Source organism: Ectopseudomonas toyotomiensis, assembly GCF_017167985.1.
GTDB classification, from domain to species: Bacteria; Pseudomonadota; Gammaproteobacteria; order Pseudomonadales; family Pseudomonadaceae; genus Aquipseudomonas; species Aquipseudomonas toyotomiensis.
On sequence record NZ_CP070505.1, the window covers coordinates 1,689,008 to 1,703,029 of the forward strand.

At 63.1% G+C, this 14,022-nt stretch carries 15 protein-coding genes; 13 read left to right on the forward strand and 2 right to left on the reverse strand.

Going from position 1 to position 14,022, the window contains the following annotated elements; genetic code table 11:
* Nucleotides 1–113: 113 nt before the first annotated feature.
* Together JWV26_RS07760 and JWV26_RS07765 are read left to right on the forward strand one after the other, a co-directional pair.
* The gene (locus JWV26_RS07760; RefSeq protein WP_196459265.1) at nt 114–1,325 is read left to right on the forward strand and encodes a putative DNA modification/repair radical SAM protein; all 1,212 of its coding nucleotides are present in this window, start codon (nt 114–116) and stop codon (nt 1,323–1,325) included.
* Complete coding sequence (locus JWV26_RS07765; RefSeq protein WP_072424919.1) at nt 1,325–2,212, forward strand: TIGR03915 family putative DNA repair protein; 888 nt, start codon at nt 1,325–1,327, stop codon at nt 2,210–2,212. Before JWV26_RS07760 ends, JWV26_RS07765 begins: the two co-directional genes overlap by 1 nt.
* Here JWV26_RS07765 and JWV26_RS07770 read toward each other — a convergent pair.
* Nucleotides 2,178–3,323 carry a PilT/PilU family type 4a pilus ATPase gene (locus JWV26_RS07770; protein WP_045735677.1) on the reverse strand — a complete coding sequence of 382 codons (1,146 nt, stop codon included), beginning with the start codon at nt 3,321–3,323 and terminating at the stop codon, nt 2,178–2,180. The two genes, JWV26_RS07765 and JWV26_RS07770, sit on opposite strands and share 35 nt — an antisense overlap.
* 127 nt (nt 3,324–3,450) lie before the next feature.
* Nucleotides 3,451–4,485 (reverse strand): type IV pilus twitching motility protein PilT, encoded by a 1,035-nt coding sequence (pilT, locus tag JWV26_RS07775; RefSeq protein ID WP_003463935.1) that lies wholly within the window; start codon nt 4,483–4,485, stop codon nt 3,451–3,453.
* A gap of 71 nt (nt 4,486–4,556) precedes the next feature.
* On the opposite strand from pilT, the gene JWV26_RS07780 reads away from it, so the two are divergent.
* The 11 genes from JWV26_RS07780 to JWV26_RS07830 all read left to right on the forward strand — a co-directional run bounded on the left by JWV26_RS07780 (nt 4,557) and on the right by JWV26_RS07830 (nt 13,961).
* Entirely contained in the window at nt 4,557–5,249 is a 693-nt protein-coding gene (locus JWV26_RS07780) for a YggS family pyridoxal phosphate-dependent enzyme (protein WP_206418756.1), read from the forward strand.
* A 17-nt stretch (nt 5,250–5,266) separates the two neighbouring features.
* Nucleotides 5,267–6,085 carry a pyrroline-5-carboxylate reductase gene (gene proC / locus JWV26_RS07785; RefSeq protein ID WP_072424917.1) on the forward strand — a complete coding sequence of 273 codons (819 nt, stop codon included), beginning with the start codon at nt 5,267–5,269 and terminating at the stop codon, nt 6,083–6,085.
* Between the two features lie 11 nt (nt 6,086–6,096).
* The gene (locus tag JWV26_RS07790) at nt 6,097–6,690 is read left to right on the forward strand and encodes a YggT family protein (RefSeq protein ID WP_074917427.1); all 594 of its coding nucleotides are present in this window, start codon (nt 6,097–6,099) and stop codon (nt 6,688–6,690) included.
* Nucleotides 6,691–6,835: 145 nt separating this feature from the next.
* Nucleotides 6,836–7,126, forward strand: coding sequence for a DUF167 domain-containing protein (locus JWV26_RS07795; RefSeq protein ID WP_072425066.1), 291 nt, complete (start codon nt 6,836–6,838; stop codon nt 7,124–7,126).
* 181 nt (nt 7,127–7,307) lie between these two features.
* Nucleotides 7,308–9,284 (forward strand): dynamin-like GTPase family protein, encoded by a 1,977-nt coding sequence (locus JWV26_RS07800; protein ID WP_072424915.1) that lies wholly within the window; start codon nt 7,308–7,310, stop codon nt 9,282–9,284.
* Between the two features lie 85 nt (nt 9,285–9,369).
* On the forward strand, nt 9,370–10,509 hold the full coding sequence (gene metX / locus JWV26_RS07805; RefSeq protein ID WP_079782574.1) for a homoserine O-succinyltransferase MetX: 1,140 nt from the start codon (nt 9,370–9,372) through the stop codon (nt 10,507–10,509).
* A gap of 2 nt (nt 10,510–10,511) precedes the next feature.
* Nucleotides 10,512–11,132: a methionine biosynthesis protein MetW gene (gene metW / locus JWV26_RS07810; RefSeq protein ID WP_026088470.1), complete on the forward strand. Its 621-nt coding sequence runs from the start codon at nt 10,512–10,514 to the stop codon at nt 11,130–11,132.
* A gap of 14 nt (nt 11,133–11,146) precedes the next feature.
* Nucleotides 11,147–11,563: a DUF4426 domain-containing protein gene (locus tag JWV26_RS07815; protein WP_206418757.1), complete on the forward strand. Its 417-nt coding sequence runs from the start codon at nt 11,147–11,149 to the stop codon at nt 11,561–11,563.
* On the forward strand, nt 11,556–12,152 hold the full coding sequence (rdgB, locus tag JWV26_RS07820; protein WP_072424911.1) for an RdgB/HAM1 family non-canonical purine NTP pyrophosphatase: 597 nt from the start codon (nt 11,556–11,558) through the stop codon (nt 12,150–12,152). Before JWV26_RS07815 ends, rdgB begins: the two co-directional genes overlap by 8 nt.
* Complete coding sequence (gene hemW / locus JWV26_RS07825) at nt 12,149–13,309, forward strand: radical SAM family heme chaperone HemW (RefSeq protein WP_206418758.1); 1,161 nt, start codon at nt 12,149–12,151, stop codon at nt 13,307–13,309. The genes rdgB and hemW overlap by 4 nt, the downstream gene beginning before the upstream one ends.
* Before the next feature lie 328 nt (nt 13,310–13,637).
* On the forward strand, nt 13,638–13,961 hold the full coding sequence (locus JWV26_RS07830) for a DUF3392 domain-containing protein (protein WP_017675845.1): 324 nt from the start codon (nt 13,638–13,640) through the stop codon (nt 13,959–13,961).
* Nucleotides 13,962–14,022 lie beyond the last annotated feature (61 nt).

Genomic DNA, 14,022 nt, shown 5'->3' on the forward strand with positions numbered 1-14,022 from the left:
CTGTGCGCCGAATGAAGGTTTCATTTGCAATGAGGCAGCGCAATACAAGAATGGCTTGATAGCTGTACGACGCCCATATACTGTATAAAAAAACAGTATAGATATCGACTGCCATGCAACTGATCGAAAAGCTCACCATCCTCGCCGACGCCGCCAAGTACGACGCCTCCTGCGCCAGCAGCGGCGCACCCAAGCGCAGCTCCAAGGGCAAGGACGGCATCGGTTCGACCAATGGCATGGGCATCTGCCACAGCTACACGCCGGACGGTCGCTGCGTGGCATTGCTTAAGATCCTGCTGACCAACTTTTGCCTGTACGACTGCCAGTACTGCATCAACCGACGCTCCAGCGACGTGCCGCGTGCGCGTTTCACGCCCGAGGAAGTGGTGACGCTGACCTTGGACTTCTACAAGCGCAACTGCATCAGCGGCCTGTTCCTAAGCTCCGGCATCATCCGCTCGGCCGACTACACCATGGAGCAGTTGATTCGCGTCGCCAAGCTGCTGCGCCAGGAGCACCAGTTCCGTGGCTACATTCATCTGAAGACCATCCCCGATGCCGCGCCGGAACTGATCGCGGAGGCCGGGCTGTACGCCGATCGCCTCAGCGTCAATATCGAGCTGCCGACCGAGACCAGTCTGGTGCGCCTGGCGCCGGAAAAGAACGTCAGCAGCATCCACCAGGCCATGCACAACATTCATCAGGGCGAGCGTGAGGCCCAGGAAGAACGCCGCGCGCCGCGCTTCGCCCCGGCTGGGCAAAGTACGCAGATGATCGTCGGCGCCGATGCCACCGACGACAGCACCATCCTGCACAACGCCCAGAGTCTGTATCAGGACTATCGCCTGCGCCGCGTCTACTACTCAGCGTTCAGCCCGATTCCGCAAAGCCCGAAAACCGTGCCGTTCGAGGCTCCACCACTATTGCGCGAGCATCGCCTGTACCAAGCTGACTTCCTTATGCGCGGCTACGGTTTCAACGCCACTGAACTGCTGGCCGGCCCCGGCAACCTGGCACTGGATATCGACCCCAAGCTGGCCTGGGCGCTGGCCAACCGCGAGCAGTTTCCCGTCGACCTCAACCGTGCAGACGAATCATTGATCGCTCGCGTGCCCGGCATCGGCGTGCTCAGTGCACGGCGCCTGGGCGCGCTGCGTCGTGAACGGCGCATCCGCTTCGAGGACCTGACCCGCCTGCGCTGTGTATTGGAAAAAGCCAAACCTTTCATCGTCACCCAGGATTACCGACCACCGCGTGCCGAACACGAATCCGTGGTGCTGCGCCAGCAACTGCGCGACACCCCGGCGCAGATGGCGTTGTGGTGATGCACAGCCTGCGCTTCGACGGTACCTTCGCCACCTGGCGACAGGCTGCGCGCCGCGCACTGCTGCAAGGCCTGGCGCCACATCAGTTGCAGTGGCTGGACGAAGAGGCGCCACCCAGCCTGTTCGATCAACCTGCTGAACGCACGCCGGAACCTAGCGGCCGCCTGCGCGTTTCCCCCGAACTGCTCGATTTGCTGGAAAGCGCCGCGCAATACCGCGGCGATGAACGCTGGAGCCTGCTCTACCGCGTACTCTGGCGCTTCGTGCAGGGCGAGCGCAGCGCCGTGCTGGCCGGCGACCCGGATGGCAGCGAGCTGCACCGCCGGCTCAAGGCGGTACGCCGCGAGGCGCATCATCTGCATGCTTTCGTGCGTTTTCAGCCGTGCAAGGTTGCTGGCGCACCGGACTTCGTCGCCTGGTTCGAACCCGCGCATGACATTCTCGCCTCGGCCAGTGGTCACTTCGCCGAACGCCTGGGCAAACACAGTTGGCTGATCGCAACGCCGCGCGACGGCGTGTACTGGGATGGCCAACACCTGCAGCACGAGCGCCGCTGCCCGGCGCAATGGCAAGCCTGGGCACAGCAGCCAGGGGATGACGGTCAGGCCCTGTGGCGAGCCTATTACGGCAGCACCTTCAACCCGGCGCGGCTTAACCGCACGGTGATGCAGCAACATCTACCACTGAGATTCTGGAAGCACCTGCCAGAAGGCCCGCTGATTCCACAACTGATGAGCGAAGCACGCGCCGGCGCACAGCGCGATGGCCAGGCATTGGTGCTGGCCGGCAGGAAGGGCAAACGCATCGCCCAGATAAACGAAGGGGACGCAGCGCGTCCCCCGTCAGCCAGCGTCAGCGGAAGCGACGCCCCGGATCTTCCTCGCTGACCTCCAGCGCCAGGCCCTGGGCCATGCTGGTCAGGTGATCGCCATCGGTTTCCGAGCCGAGCTTGATCATCAGGCGCAGGTCGTTGGCCGAGTCGGCGTAGAGCAGCGCATCTTCGTAGGTGATCTCGCCCTGGGTGTAGAGGTTGTACAGCGCCTGGTCGAAGGTCTGCATGCCCTGCTCGGTGGAGCGTTTCATCAGGCCCTTGAGTTCATGCACCTCGCCCTTGCGGATAAGGTCGGCGGCCAGCGGGGTGTTGATCAGCACCTCGATCACCGCGCGACGGCCCTTGCCGTCCGGGGTCGGCACCAGTTGCTGGGCGACGATGGCCTTGAGGTTGAGCGACAGGTCCATCCACACCTGGTTCTGCCGGTCGGCCGGGAAGAAGTTGATGATGCGGTCCAGCGCCTGGTTGGCGTTGTTGGCATGCAGAGTGGCCAGGCACAGGTGGCCGGTTTCGGCGAAGGCCACGGCGTGGTCCATGGTCTCGCGGGTGCGCACCTCACCGATGAGGATCACGTCAGGCGCCTGACGCAGGGTGTTCTTCAGCGCCACTTCGAAGGACTCGGTGTCGATGCCCACTTCACGCTGGGTGACGATGCAGCTCTGATGCTGGTGAATGTACTCGATCGGGTCTTCGATGGAGATGATGTGGCCACTGCTGTTCTTGTTGCGGTAGCCGATCATCGCCGCCAGCGAGGTGGACTTACCGGTACCGGTGGCACCGACGAACAGCACCAGACCGCGCTTGGTCAGCGCCAGCTTCTTGAGTATTTCCGGCAGCTTGAGGTCGTCGATGGTGGGGATATTGGTCTCGATCCGGCGCAGCACCATGCCCACCAGGTTGCGCTGGTAGAAGGCACTGACGCGGAAACGACCGATGCCGCGGGCACTGATGGCGAAGTTGCACTCATGGTTCTCGGCAAAGTCGCGGCGTTGTGCCTCGTTCATCACGCCCAATACGGTCTCGCGGGTCTGCTCCGGCGACATGGCATTCTTGGTCACCGGCATGATCTTGCCATTGACCTTCATCGACGGCGGTACGCCAGCGGTAATGAACAGATCGGAGCCGCCTTTTTCGACCATCAGGCGCAACAGTTTTTCGAATTCCATCGTCGTTCTCGCAGCTTCGTGTGCAATACCGTTCGGCAGCCATCTGCCGAATCATGGGAGCGAGCTCTGCCCGCGAACAGGGTGACGCCAAAAGCGTCGCGAGCAGGGCTCGCTCCTACATCTGTTCCTAGAAGTTTTCCGGGCTCTTGGCCTTCTCGCGCGCGCTGTCGCGGCTGACCAGCCCTTTGGACACCAACGTCTTCAGGCAGGCATCGAGGGTCTGCATGCCCAGCGCGCCGCCGGTCTGGATCGCCGAGTACATCTGCGCCACCTTGTCCTCTCGGATCAGGTTACGGATGGCCGGCGTACCGATCATGATTTCGTGTGCCGCTACGCGACCGCCGCCGATCTTCTTCAGCAGAGTCTGCGAGATCACCGCCTGCAGTGATTCCGACAGCATCGAACGCACCATCGACTTCTCCTCGGCCGGGAACACGTCGACCACACGGTCGATGGTCTTGGCCGCAGAGGTGGTGTGCAGGGTGCCGAACACCAGGTGACCGGTTTCCGCGGCGGTCAGTGCCAGGCGGATGGTTTCCAGGTCGCGCATCTCGCCCACCAGGATGATGTCCGGGTCTTCACGCAGCGCCGAGCGCAGGGCTTCGGAGAAGCCGTGGGTGTCGCGATGCACCTCACGCTGGTTGACCAGGCACTTCTTCGACTCGTGGACGAATTCGATGGGATCTTCGATGGTGAGAATGTGGTGGTACTTGTTGCTATTGAGATAGTCGAGCATTGCCGCCAGGGTGGTCGACTTGCCCGAACCGGTAGGGCCGGTGACCAGCACCAGGCCGCGCGGCACGTCGGTGATCTTGCGGAACACCTCGCCCATGCCCAGGTCTTCCATGGTCAGCACCTTGGACGGAATGGTACGGAACACCGCACCGGCGCCACGGTTCTGGTTGAAGGCGTTGACCCGGAAACGCGCCACACCCGGCACTTCGAAGGAGAAGTCGGTCTCGAGGAACTCTTCGAAGTCCTTGCGCTGCTTGTCATTCATGATGTCGTAGATCAGCGCGTGTACCTGCTTGTGATCCAGCGGCGGCAGGTTGATGCGGCGTACATCGCCGTCGACGCGGATCATCGGCGGCAGACCCGCCGAGAGGTGCAAATCCGACGCGCCTTGCTTGGCGCTGAAGGCAAGCAGCTCAGTGATATCCATGGGACTCCCCAATTACAAGCAAGCAGGTAGAATGCCGCGAACGCAACGGCCAGGCTTATAGAGCGCAGGTAATGTCCACGATAGCAGAGAATATTGCAAAGGTCGGAGCGCGCATCCGTGAGGCGGCGCAAGCCTCACAGCGTAATTTGACGGATATCGGCCTGCTCGCGGTGAGCAAGACCAAACCGGCAGCGGCCATTCGTGAAGCTCATGCGGCTGGTTTGTGCGATTTTGGCGAGAACTACCTGCAGGAAGCGCTGGAAAAACAGGCCGAACTGAGTGATCTGCCCTTGATCTGGCACTTCATCGGCCCCATTCAGTCGAACAAGACCCGGCCTATCGCCGAGCATTTCGACTGGGTACATTCGGTGGATCGCCTGAAAATCGCCCAACGCCTCTCCGAGCAGCGCCCCGCCCACCTGCCGCCGCTGAATATCTGCCTGCAGGTCAACGTCAGCGGTGAGGACAGCAAATCCGGCTGCAGCCCGGAAGCGCTGCCAGAGCTGGCCAAGGCTGTAACCGCCCTGCCCAACGTGCGACTGCGTGGGCTGATGGCAATTCCCGAACCGACCGACGATATCGCGGCGCAACATGCTGCCTTCGCCCACTTGCGCCAATTGCGTGATGACCTGGCGCTGGACCTCGATACCTTGTCCATGGGCATGAGCCATGACCTGGAGGCCGCCATCGCCGAAGGTGCCACCTGGGTGCGCATCGGCACCGCCCTGTTCGGCGCCCGCGATTACGGCCAGCCCACTCACTGAATGAAGGATTTTCTGCAATGAGCAACCCGACCATCGCCTTCGTCGGCGCCGGCAACATGGCCGCCAGCCTGATTGGCGGCCTGCGCGCCCAGGGCGTGGCAGCCAGCGCCATCCGCGCCAGCGAGCCCGGCAGCGAACAGCGCGCCCGCCTGCAACAGGAACACGGCATCGCCACCTTCGCGGATAACGGTGAAGCCATAAAAGGCGCCGACCTGATCGTGCTGGCGGTCAAACCACAGATCATGAAAGTGGTGTGCCTGGATCTGGCGCCACACCTGGCTCCCAATCAGGTGATCATCTCCATCGCCGCCGGCATCAGCTGCGCCAGCCTGGAAAACTGGCTGGGCCAGCGCCCAGTGGTGCGTTGCATGCCCAACACGCCGGCGCTATTGCGTCAGGGCGTTTCCGGCCTGTTCGCCAACGCCCGCGTCAGCGCCGCACAGAAAGCCCAGGCCGAACAGGTGCTGAGCGCCGTAGGCCTGGCCCTGTGGCTGGACGACGAAGCACAGCTCGATGCGGTGACCGCCGTCTCCGGCAGCGGCCCGGCCTACTTCTTCCTGCTGATCGAGGCCATGACCGCGGCCGGCGAACAACTCGGCCTGCCGCGCGAAACCGCCGCCCGCCTGAGCATTCACACCGCCCTGGGCGCCGCGCGCATGGCCAGCGAGAGCGATGTGGAGGCCGCCGAACTGCGCCGCCGTGTGACCTCGCCGAACGGAACCACCGAAGCGGCGATCAAAACCTTCCAGACCGGCGGCTTCGAAACGCTGGTACAACAGGCACTGAATGCCGCCGCCAATCGCTCGGCCGAACTGGCCGAACAACTGGGTCAATAAAGGAAGCACACATGTCCGGACTCATCGAAGCCCTGATCTACATCATCCAGACCCTCGGCAGCCTGTATCTGCTGATCGTCCTGCTGCGTTTCATCCTGCAACTGGTGCGCGCCGACTTCTACAACCCGTTGAGCCAGTTCATCGTCAAGGCCACGCAACCGCTGCTGACGCCCCTGCGCCGCGTCATTCCGGGATTCGCCGGGCTGGATCTGGCCTCGCTGGTGCTGGCCATCCTGGTGCAGCTGCTGCTGATGGTCATCACCCTGACGCTGATGGGCTACAACGTCGGCGGCTTCATCCTGCAACTGCTGGTGTGGTCACTGATCGGCGTGACCTCGCTGTTTCTCAAGGTGTTCTTCTTCGCCCTGATCATCAGCGTGATCCTGTCGTGGGTCGCCCCGGGCAGCTACAACCCCGGCGCGCAGCTGGTCAATCAGATCTGCGAACCACTGCTGGCGCCGTTCCGCAAGCTGCTGCCAAACCTCGGCGGCCTGGATATCTCGCCGATCTTCGCCTTCATCACCATCAATCTGATCGATCGCTTCGTCATCGGCGGTCTTGCAGCCTCCACCGGCCTGCCACCGATGCTCAGCCCCTTCCTCTGAGAGCCTGTTCAAAGGCTCGCGAGCTAGCGCTATGCAAGGCAAAAACAGGTGAGGAAGCGGAGTTTACGAATGATAAATGAGCATTCCGAGCCTGTTTTTAACGCAGCAAAGCCGACGCGCAGCAGACTTTGAGCAGGTTCTCGGCATGAGTTTCTACCGCTGGGACGGCGAAGACCTGATCCTCGACTGCCACCTGCAGCCCAAGGCGAGCAAGGACGAGTTCGCCGGGCTGCATGGTGATCGGTTGAAGATCCGCCTCACCGCCCCACCGGTCGAGGGCAAGGCCAACGCCCATCTGCTGGCCTTTCTGGCCCAGGCGTTCGGCGTGGCCAAGAGCCAGGTGAGCCTGGAAAGCGGCGAACTCAATCGACACAAGCGCCTGCGCATCCGCACACCACGTAACCTGCCAGCGATTCCCGGCTTGCAGAACCCCTGATGACCATTCAGCCGCCATACCCGACCACAAGGCGGGACTGTATAAGCAGCCAATTGACGGCCGCCTTGTACCTCGCATAATGCAGGTTATTCCCGCGAATGCCGTGCTTCCTGGCGGCAACACCAACTGAACAATCACGCAGCCCCAGCAAGTGGATGAACTTGCCGAGAGGAGAGCCAGGATGAGCATGGAACGTCTCAGCCAGCAGGTTGACGCCTACGTCGCCTGGAAACGCGAACTGATGCGCGAGATCACGCGTTATCGCAGCTGGCTGGAACACAATCGGCTCAACTCCGAGGCCGTTCAGGCAAAACTCGAACGCGCGCTGAAAATCCTGCGTACCGATCACATCACCCTGGCCTTCGTCGGTGAGTTCTCACGCGGCAAGACCGAGCTGATCAACAGCCTGTTCTTCTCCGAATACGGCCAGCGCATGCTGCCTTCGCATGCCGGGCGTACCACCATGTGCCCCACCGAGCTGTTCTTCGACCCGCGCTCGGAACGCCCCTACATTCGTCTGTTGCCCATCGAGACGCGCACGGCCTCGGCCAGCGTCGCACAGTTCAAACGCATCCCGCGGCACTGGGTGAACATCCCGCTGGATACCAGCGACCCGGCCAATATGGCCCTGGCTTTCAGCCAGGTGGCCAAAACCAAATCCATGCCGGTGGAACAGGCGATCCAGCTCGGTTTCCACCCGGACATGCTCGAAGGCACCGGCAAACGTGGCCAGGTACTGGTGCCGGCCTGGCGCCATGCGATGGTCAATTTCGACCACCCGTTGCTGCGCCAGGGCCTGCGCATTCTCGATACCCCCGGGCTCAACGCCCTCGGTAGCGAGCCGGAGCTGACCCTGTCGATGCTGCCCAATGCCCAGGCGATCATCTTCCTGTTGGCCGCCGATACCGGCGTCACCGCCAGCGACATGAGCATCTGGCAGCAGCACATCCGGCAGCTCGACGAAGACGCCCAGACCAGCCTGTTCGCCGTGCTCAACAAGATCGACGTGCTGTGGGACGACCTGGCAGGCGAGACCTTCGTGCAGAACGCCATTGGCCAGATCCAGAGCGCCACCGCCAAGCAATTGGGCATCGCCAAGCAGGACGTACTGCCGCTGTCGGCCAAACAGGCGCTGCTGGCCAAGGTGCGCAGGGACGAAGAACTTCTGGCACGCAGCCAGATGGCTGGTCTGGAAAACCTGCTGTGCGAGCGAATCGTCGCGCAGAAGGAACGCCTGATCGAAGATAACGTGGTGCGTCAGGTGCTGGCGCTGGTGAACAACAGTCAACATGTGCTCAACCTGCGCCTGGAGAAAGTCAGTGAGCAGTTGGCCCTGCTCGGCAACCATCAACAGGACAACGGCCAGCTGCTGTTCGAGCTGACCGCCAAGACCAAGGAAGACCACAGCCTGCACCACAAACGCCTGCTCGGTCTGAAGACCAACCAGCGCCTGCTGCAGCGTCAGGGTCAGCTGCTGCGACACGCCGCACGCGCCGAACGCCTGGAGGAACACCTGAGCGAGGTGCGCCGCAATCTCACCGGCAGCTGGACCACCCTGGGCATCAACCAGGCCATCCTGCATTTCTTCCGCGCCGTCGAACAGGATCTGCACAACCTGCAGCACGAAGCCGACATGGCCAACAAGATGGTTGCAGCCATCTATCGTCGACACAACGAAGACAATCCGCTGGGTGGGGTCGACGCGCCGCAGTTCAAGATCCAGCGTTATCTGCGTGAGCTGAAGAAACTGCAGGAAAAGGGCGACCAGTTCCGCCTGCACCTGAAGACCCTGCTCACCGAGCAGCGCAGCCTGACCCGACGCTTCTTCGCCACCCTGGCCCAGGAAGTGATCGGCCTGCACCAGCGCCTGCGCCTGGACGCCGAGCAATGGGCCGCCGATGCGCTGATGCCGCTGATGCAGCACACCCTGGAACACAAGCAGATGCTGGAAAGCCACATGCTGCGCCTCAAGGCGCTGGCCCAGGAAACCCAGCAGACGCGCAAACGCAGCCTGCAACTGGCGCGCTACCGGGAAGAGCTGGAACAGCAGCTGGCCCTGGCCAGCGACATGCTGCGCGTGCTGCGTCGTCCGGCACCGGTGCAGCGCCAGGGCAAGGTGGTCAGCCTACCGACGGCAGCGCGCCCACAAAGCCTGTAGAGCGGAGCGGGCGCCCAGCTCGCTTGCCGCTCGGGTCGGTGCTCTTTAGACTGGCGCCCTCCTCCGATTCATTAGCAGCGCCTCAATGCCCACTGCATTTCCCGAAGATTCCGTCGGCCTGGTCAGTCCCCAGGTGTTCCGCTTCAGCGAACCCTTGGCGCTGGCCTGCGGTCGCAGCCTGGCCGAGTACGAACTGGTCGTCGAGACCTATGGCGAACTGAACGCCGCGCGCAGCAATGCGGTGCTGATCTGCCACGCCCTGTCCGGCCATCATCACGCCGCCGGCTACCACAGCCCGGATGATCGCAAGCCCGGCTGGTGGGACAGCTGCATCGGCCCCGGCAAGCCCATCGACACCAACAAGTTCTTCGTCGTCAGCCTCAACAACCTCGGCGGCTGCAACGGCTCCACAGGCCCGAGCAGCGCCAACCCGGCCACCGGCAAGCCCTACGGCGCAGACTTTCCGGTAATGACGGTCGAAGACTGGGTGCACAGTCAGGCGCGTCTGGCCGATGTGCTCGGCATCGAGCAATGGGCGGCGGTGATCGGCGGCAGTCTCGGCGGCATGCAGGCCATGCAGTGGACCATCAGCTACCCCGAGCGTGTGCGTCACTGCCTGGCCATCGCCTCGGCGCCCAAGCTGTCGGCGCAGAACATCGCCTTCAACGAGGTGGCGCGCCAGGCGATTCTCACCGATCCGGAATTTCACGGTGGGCATTTCCAGGAACAGGGTGTGATCCCCAAGCGCGGGCTGATGCTGGCGCGCATGGTCGGCCACATCACCTACCTGTCCGACGACGCCATGGGCGAGAAATTCGGTCGCGGTCTGAAGAGCGAGAAGCTCAACTACGACTTCCACAGCGTCGAGTTCCAGGTGGAAAGCTACCTGCGCTATCAGGGCGAGGAATTCTCCGGCCGTTTCGACGCCAACACCTATCTGCTGATGACCAAGGCGCTGGACTACTTCGACCCTGCCGCTGCGCACGATGGTGATCTGGCCAAGACTCTGGCCGTGGCCAAGGCGGACTTCTGCGTGATGTCCTTCACCACTGACTGGCGCTTCTCCCCCACCCGCTCGCGGGAGATTGTCGACGCCCTGACGGCGGCGAAGAAGAACGTCTGCTACCTGGAGATCGATGCGCCGCAGGGCCACGACGCCTTCCTCATGCCGATCCCGCGTTACCTGCAGGCATTCGGCAGTTACATGAAGCGAATCGAGGTATGAGCATGCGAGCGGATCTGGACATCATCCAGGAATGGATAGCCCCGGGCAGCCGTGTGCTCGACCTGGGCTGCGGCGACGGCGAGCTGCTCGCCTGGCTGCGCGACAACAAGCAGGTGGCCGGCTACGGCCTGGAGATCGACCCGGACAAGATCGCCCTGTGCATCGAACGCGGCGTCAACGTCATCGAGCAGAACCTCGACCTGGGCCTGGGCAACTTCGCCAGCAACAGCTTCGACGTGGTGGTCATGACCCAGTCGCTGCAAGCGCTACACTACCCGGACAAGGTGCTGGCCGAAATGCTGCGGGTCGGCAAGACCTGCATCATCACCTTCCCCAACTTCGGCCACTGGCGCTGTCGCTGGTACCTGACGACGAAAGGTCGCATGCCGGTGTCGGACTTCCTGCCCTATACCTGGTACAACACCCCGAATATCCACTTCTGCACTTTCGAAGACTTCGAGCGTCTCTGTCACGCTCAGGGTGCCCGTGTGGAAGAACGCCTGGCGGTGGACCGTGACCACCGCCATGGCCTGGCAAGCCGCATCTGGCCCAACCTGCTGGGCGAGATCGGCATCTACCGCATCAGCGGCGCGGACCTCTCCGCCCACCGCGTCGCGGTCTGAACGAGGAGAACATCATGCGCCGCATCATCCCCTTCCTGATCGCCCTGTGCCTAGCCCTGCCGGCCGCCGCCGAGCGCAAGCAGAGCTTCGGCGAGCTCGACGTGCACTACAGCGTGTTCAACTCCAGCTTCCTGCAACCGGACATCGCCAGCGCCGCCGGCCTGGTACGCAGCAAGACCCAGGGCGTGGTCAATATCGCCGTGCTCAAGGCAGGCAAGGCCAGCACCGCGCAGGTCAGCGGCCAGGTGAAGAACCTGCTGGGGCAGAGCACCGCGCTGACCTTCAGGCAGGTCACCGAGAGCGGCGCCATCTATTACCTGGCACAGTTCCCCTTCTCCAGCCGCGAGATTCTCAGCTTCACCCTCGACGTACGCCAGGGCGACAACACGCACCGCATCACCTTCAATCAGGAAATGTTCCCGGATGACTGACTTCAAGGAACTGGTGCTGGCCAGCCATAACGCCGGCAAGCTCAAGGAACTGCAGGCCATGCTCGGCGATGCGGTGCGCGTGCGTTCCATCGGTGAGTTCAGCCAGGTCGAACCGGAAGAGACCGGCCTGTCGTTCGTCGAGAACGCCATTCTCAAGGCGCGCAACGCCGCGCGCATCTCCGGCCTGCCGGCGCTGGCCGACGACTCCGGCCTGGCGGTGGATTTCCTCGGCGGCGCCCCTGGCATCTACTCGGCGCGCTATGCCGATGGCCAGGGCGATGCGGCGAACAATGCCAAGCTGCTCGCCGCCCTGAAAGACGTGCCGGACGCCGAGCGTGGCGCCCAGTTCGTCTGTGCCCTGGCGCTGGTGCGACATGCCGACGATCCGCTGCCGATCCTCTGTGAAGGCCTGTGGCACGGCAGCATCCTGCACGAAGCCCGTGGCGAGCAGGGTTTCGGCTACGACCCGCTGTTCTGGGTGCCGGAAACCGCCTGTTCCAGTGCCGAACTGCCGGCCGAGCAGAAGAACCGCCTCAGCCACCGTGCCCGCGCCATGGCCCTGCTCAAGCAGCGCCTGGGGCTGGCATGAGCGATACCACTGGCGGGAGTTTCCTGCTCCCGCCCCTCGCGCTCTATATCCATATCCCGTGGTGCGTGCGCAAATGCCCCTACTGCGACTTCAATTCCCATGCTGCCGGGCCGACGCTGCGTGAAGAAGAGTACGTAGACGCGCTGCTCGCCGACCTCGATGCCGACCTGCAGCACGTCCATGGCCGTCCACTGACCTCGATCTTCTTCGGCGGCGGCACCCCCAGCCTGTTTTCCGACCGCGCCCTGGGCCGTCTGCTGGAAGGCGTCGAACGGCGCGTGGCCTTCGCGCCGGATATCGAGATCACCCTGGAAGCCAACCCCGGCACCTTCGAGCAGGCCAAGTTCAAGGGCTACCGGGCATTGGGCATCAATCGCCTGTCCATCGGCGTGCAGAGCTTCCAGCAGGCCAAGCTCAAGGCGCTGGGGCGTATCCACGATGGCGACGAGGCCATTCGCGCCGCCGACATGGCGCGCGCTGCCGGCTTCGACAACTTCAACCTCGACCTGATGCACGGTCTGCCGCAGCAAAGCATCGAAGACGCCCTGTTCGACCTGCGCACCGCCATCGCCCAGGCTCCCACACACCTGTCCTGGTACCAGCTGACGATGGAGCCGAACACGGTGTTCTGGAGCCAGCCGCCCGAGCTGCCCGAGGACGATCTGCTGTGGGACATCCAGGAAGCCGGCCAGGCGCTGCTTGCCGCCGAGGGCTACGCGCAGTACGAGGTGTCCGCCTACGCCCAGCCCGGCAAACAGGCGCGGCACAACCTCAACTACTGGACCTTCGGCGACTTTCTCGGCATCGGCGCTGGCGCTCACGCCAAGCTGAGCACACCCGCAGGGCGCATCCAGCGCACCTGGAAAACCCGTCTGCCGAAGGACTACCTCGACCCGGCCAAGACATTTCAGGCCGGCGACCGCCCGCTGGAAGCCGACGAGTTGCCCTTCGAGTTTCTGATGAACGTGCTGCGCCTGACCGAAGGCGCGCCGGCCGAGCTGTTCAGCCAGCGCACCGGCCTGCCATTGCAGCAACTCGAACAGGCACGCCGCGAAGCCGAACGTCAGGGTCTGCTGCAAGCCGACGAAACTCGGCTGGTCGCAACGGCCAAGGGCCAGCTGTTTCTCAATGATCTGCTGCAGCAATTCCTGGCCTAGGGTCTGTACGAAAAGTCGCCGAGCCAAGGTCAGGCGATACCGATGGCGGCCCCGCAAAAACAGGTGAGGAACGGACTGGGCTCGCACTCGAGTTTACGAGCTGTAAATGAGCATTACTCACTTCGTTCGCCCTCCGGGCCGCGCTGAAGCGCGTTAGCTGCAAGCAGCTTGCCGAACCCGTTTTTAACGAAGCATCACCGAGCACAGGCACTTTTCGGACAGAGCCTAGATCACCCCACAGCGCAACAAGAATCCGTTAGGCTTAGGCGCTTCGCTCGCGCAGCCCTGATGCCGCTGCGCTGACCGTTATGCCTGCCAAGGAGCCTGAATGGATCTGCTACTGGACCTGATCGTCACCCTCTCGCGCTGGAGCCGCAGCCACCTCGGCGATATCTCCCTGGCCATCATGGCCACCCTGCTGGTGCTGTTCGGCCCAGCCATCAACGCCTGGGTTCAACGCACCATCGGCAACCTCAATTTCGTCCTGCGTACTCTGCTGTTCGTGGTGTTCTGCGCGGTCGGCTACGGCCTGGCGATCGTCTTCCTCACACCCTGGCTGGCCAAGGGCCTGGCGCACTTCAACAACTACACACTGGCGCCGGTGCTGATCCTGATCTTCGTGGTGATCGGCATATTGGCCGACAGGAACTAGGGTGACCGCGGAGCGCCATTGCAGTTGCGGCAAGAAGAACTGATTTCCCTTGTAGGAGCGG

Coding starts and splice junctions, on each gene's coding strand:
- JWV26_RS07760 (WP_196459265.1), top strand. CDS start 114: ATGCAACTGATCGAAAAGCTCACCATCCTCGCCGACGCCGCCAAGTAC.
- JWV26_RS07765 (WP_072424919.1), top strand. CDS start 1,325: ATGCACAGCCTGCGCTTCGACGGTACCTTCGCCACCTGGCGACAGGCT.
- JWV26_RS07770 (WP_045735677.1), bottom strand. CDS start 3,323: ATGGAATTCGAAAAACTGTTGCGCCTGATGGTCGAAAAAGGCGGCTCC.
- pilT (WP_003463935.1), bottom strand. CDS start 4,485: ATGGATATCACTGAGCTGCTTGCCTTCAGCGCCAAGCAAGGCGCGTCG.
- JWV26_RS07780 (WP_206418756.1), top strand. CDS start 4,557: ATGTCCACGATAGCAGAGAATATTGCAAAGGTCGGAGCGCGCATCCGT.
- proC (WP_072424917.1), top strand. CDS start 5,267: ATGAGCAACCCGACCATCGCCTTCGTCGGCGCCGGCAACATGGCCGCC.
- JWV26_RS07790 (WP_074917427.1), top strand. CDS start 6,097: ATGTCCGGACTCATCGAAGCCCTGATCTACATCATCCAGACCCTCGGC.
- JWV26_RS07795 (WP_072425066.1), top strand. CDS start 6,836: ATGAGTTTCTACCGCTGGGACGGCGAAGACCTGATCCTCGACTGCCAC.
- JWV26_RS07800 (WP_072424915.1), top strand. CDS start 7,308: ATGAGCATGGAACGTCTCAGCCAGCAGGTTGACGCCTACGTCGCCTGG.
- metX (WP_079782574.1), top strand. CDS start 9,370: ATGCCCACTGCATTTCCCGAAGATTCCGTCGGCCTGGTCAGTCCCCAG.
- metW (WP_026088470.1), top strand. CDS start 10,512: ATGCGAGCGGATCTGGACATCATCCAGGAATGGATAGCCCCGGGCAGC.
- JWV26_RS07815 (WP_206418757.1), top strand. CDS start 11,147: ATGCGCCGCATCATCCCCTTCCTGATCGCCCTGTGCCTAGCCCTGCCG.
- rdgB (WP_072424911.1), top strand. CDS start 11,556: ATGACTGACTTCAAGGAACTGGTGCTGGCCAGCCATAACGCCGGCAAG.
- hemW (WP_206418758.1), top strand. CDS start 12,149: ATGAGCGATACCACTGGCGGGAGTTTCCTGCTCCCGCCCCTCGCGCTC.
- JWV26_RS07830 (WP_017675845.1), top strand. CDS start 13,638: ATGGATCTGCTACTGGACCTGATCGTCACCCTCTCGCGCTGGAGCCGC.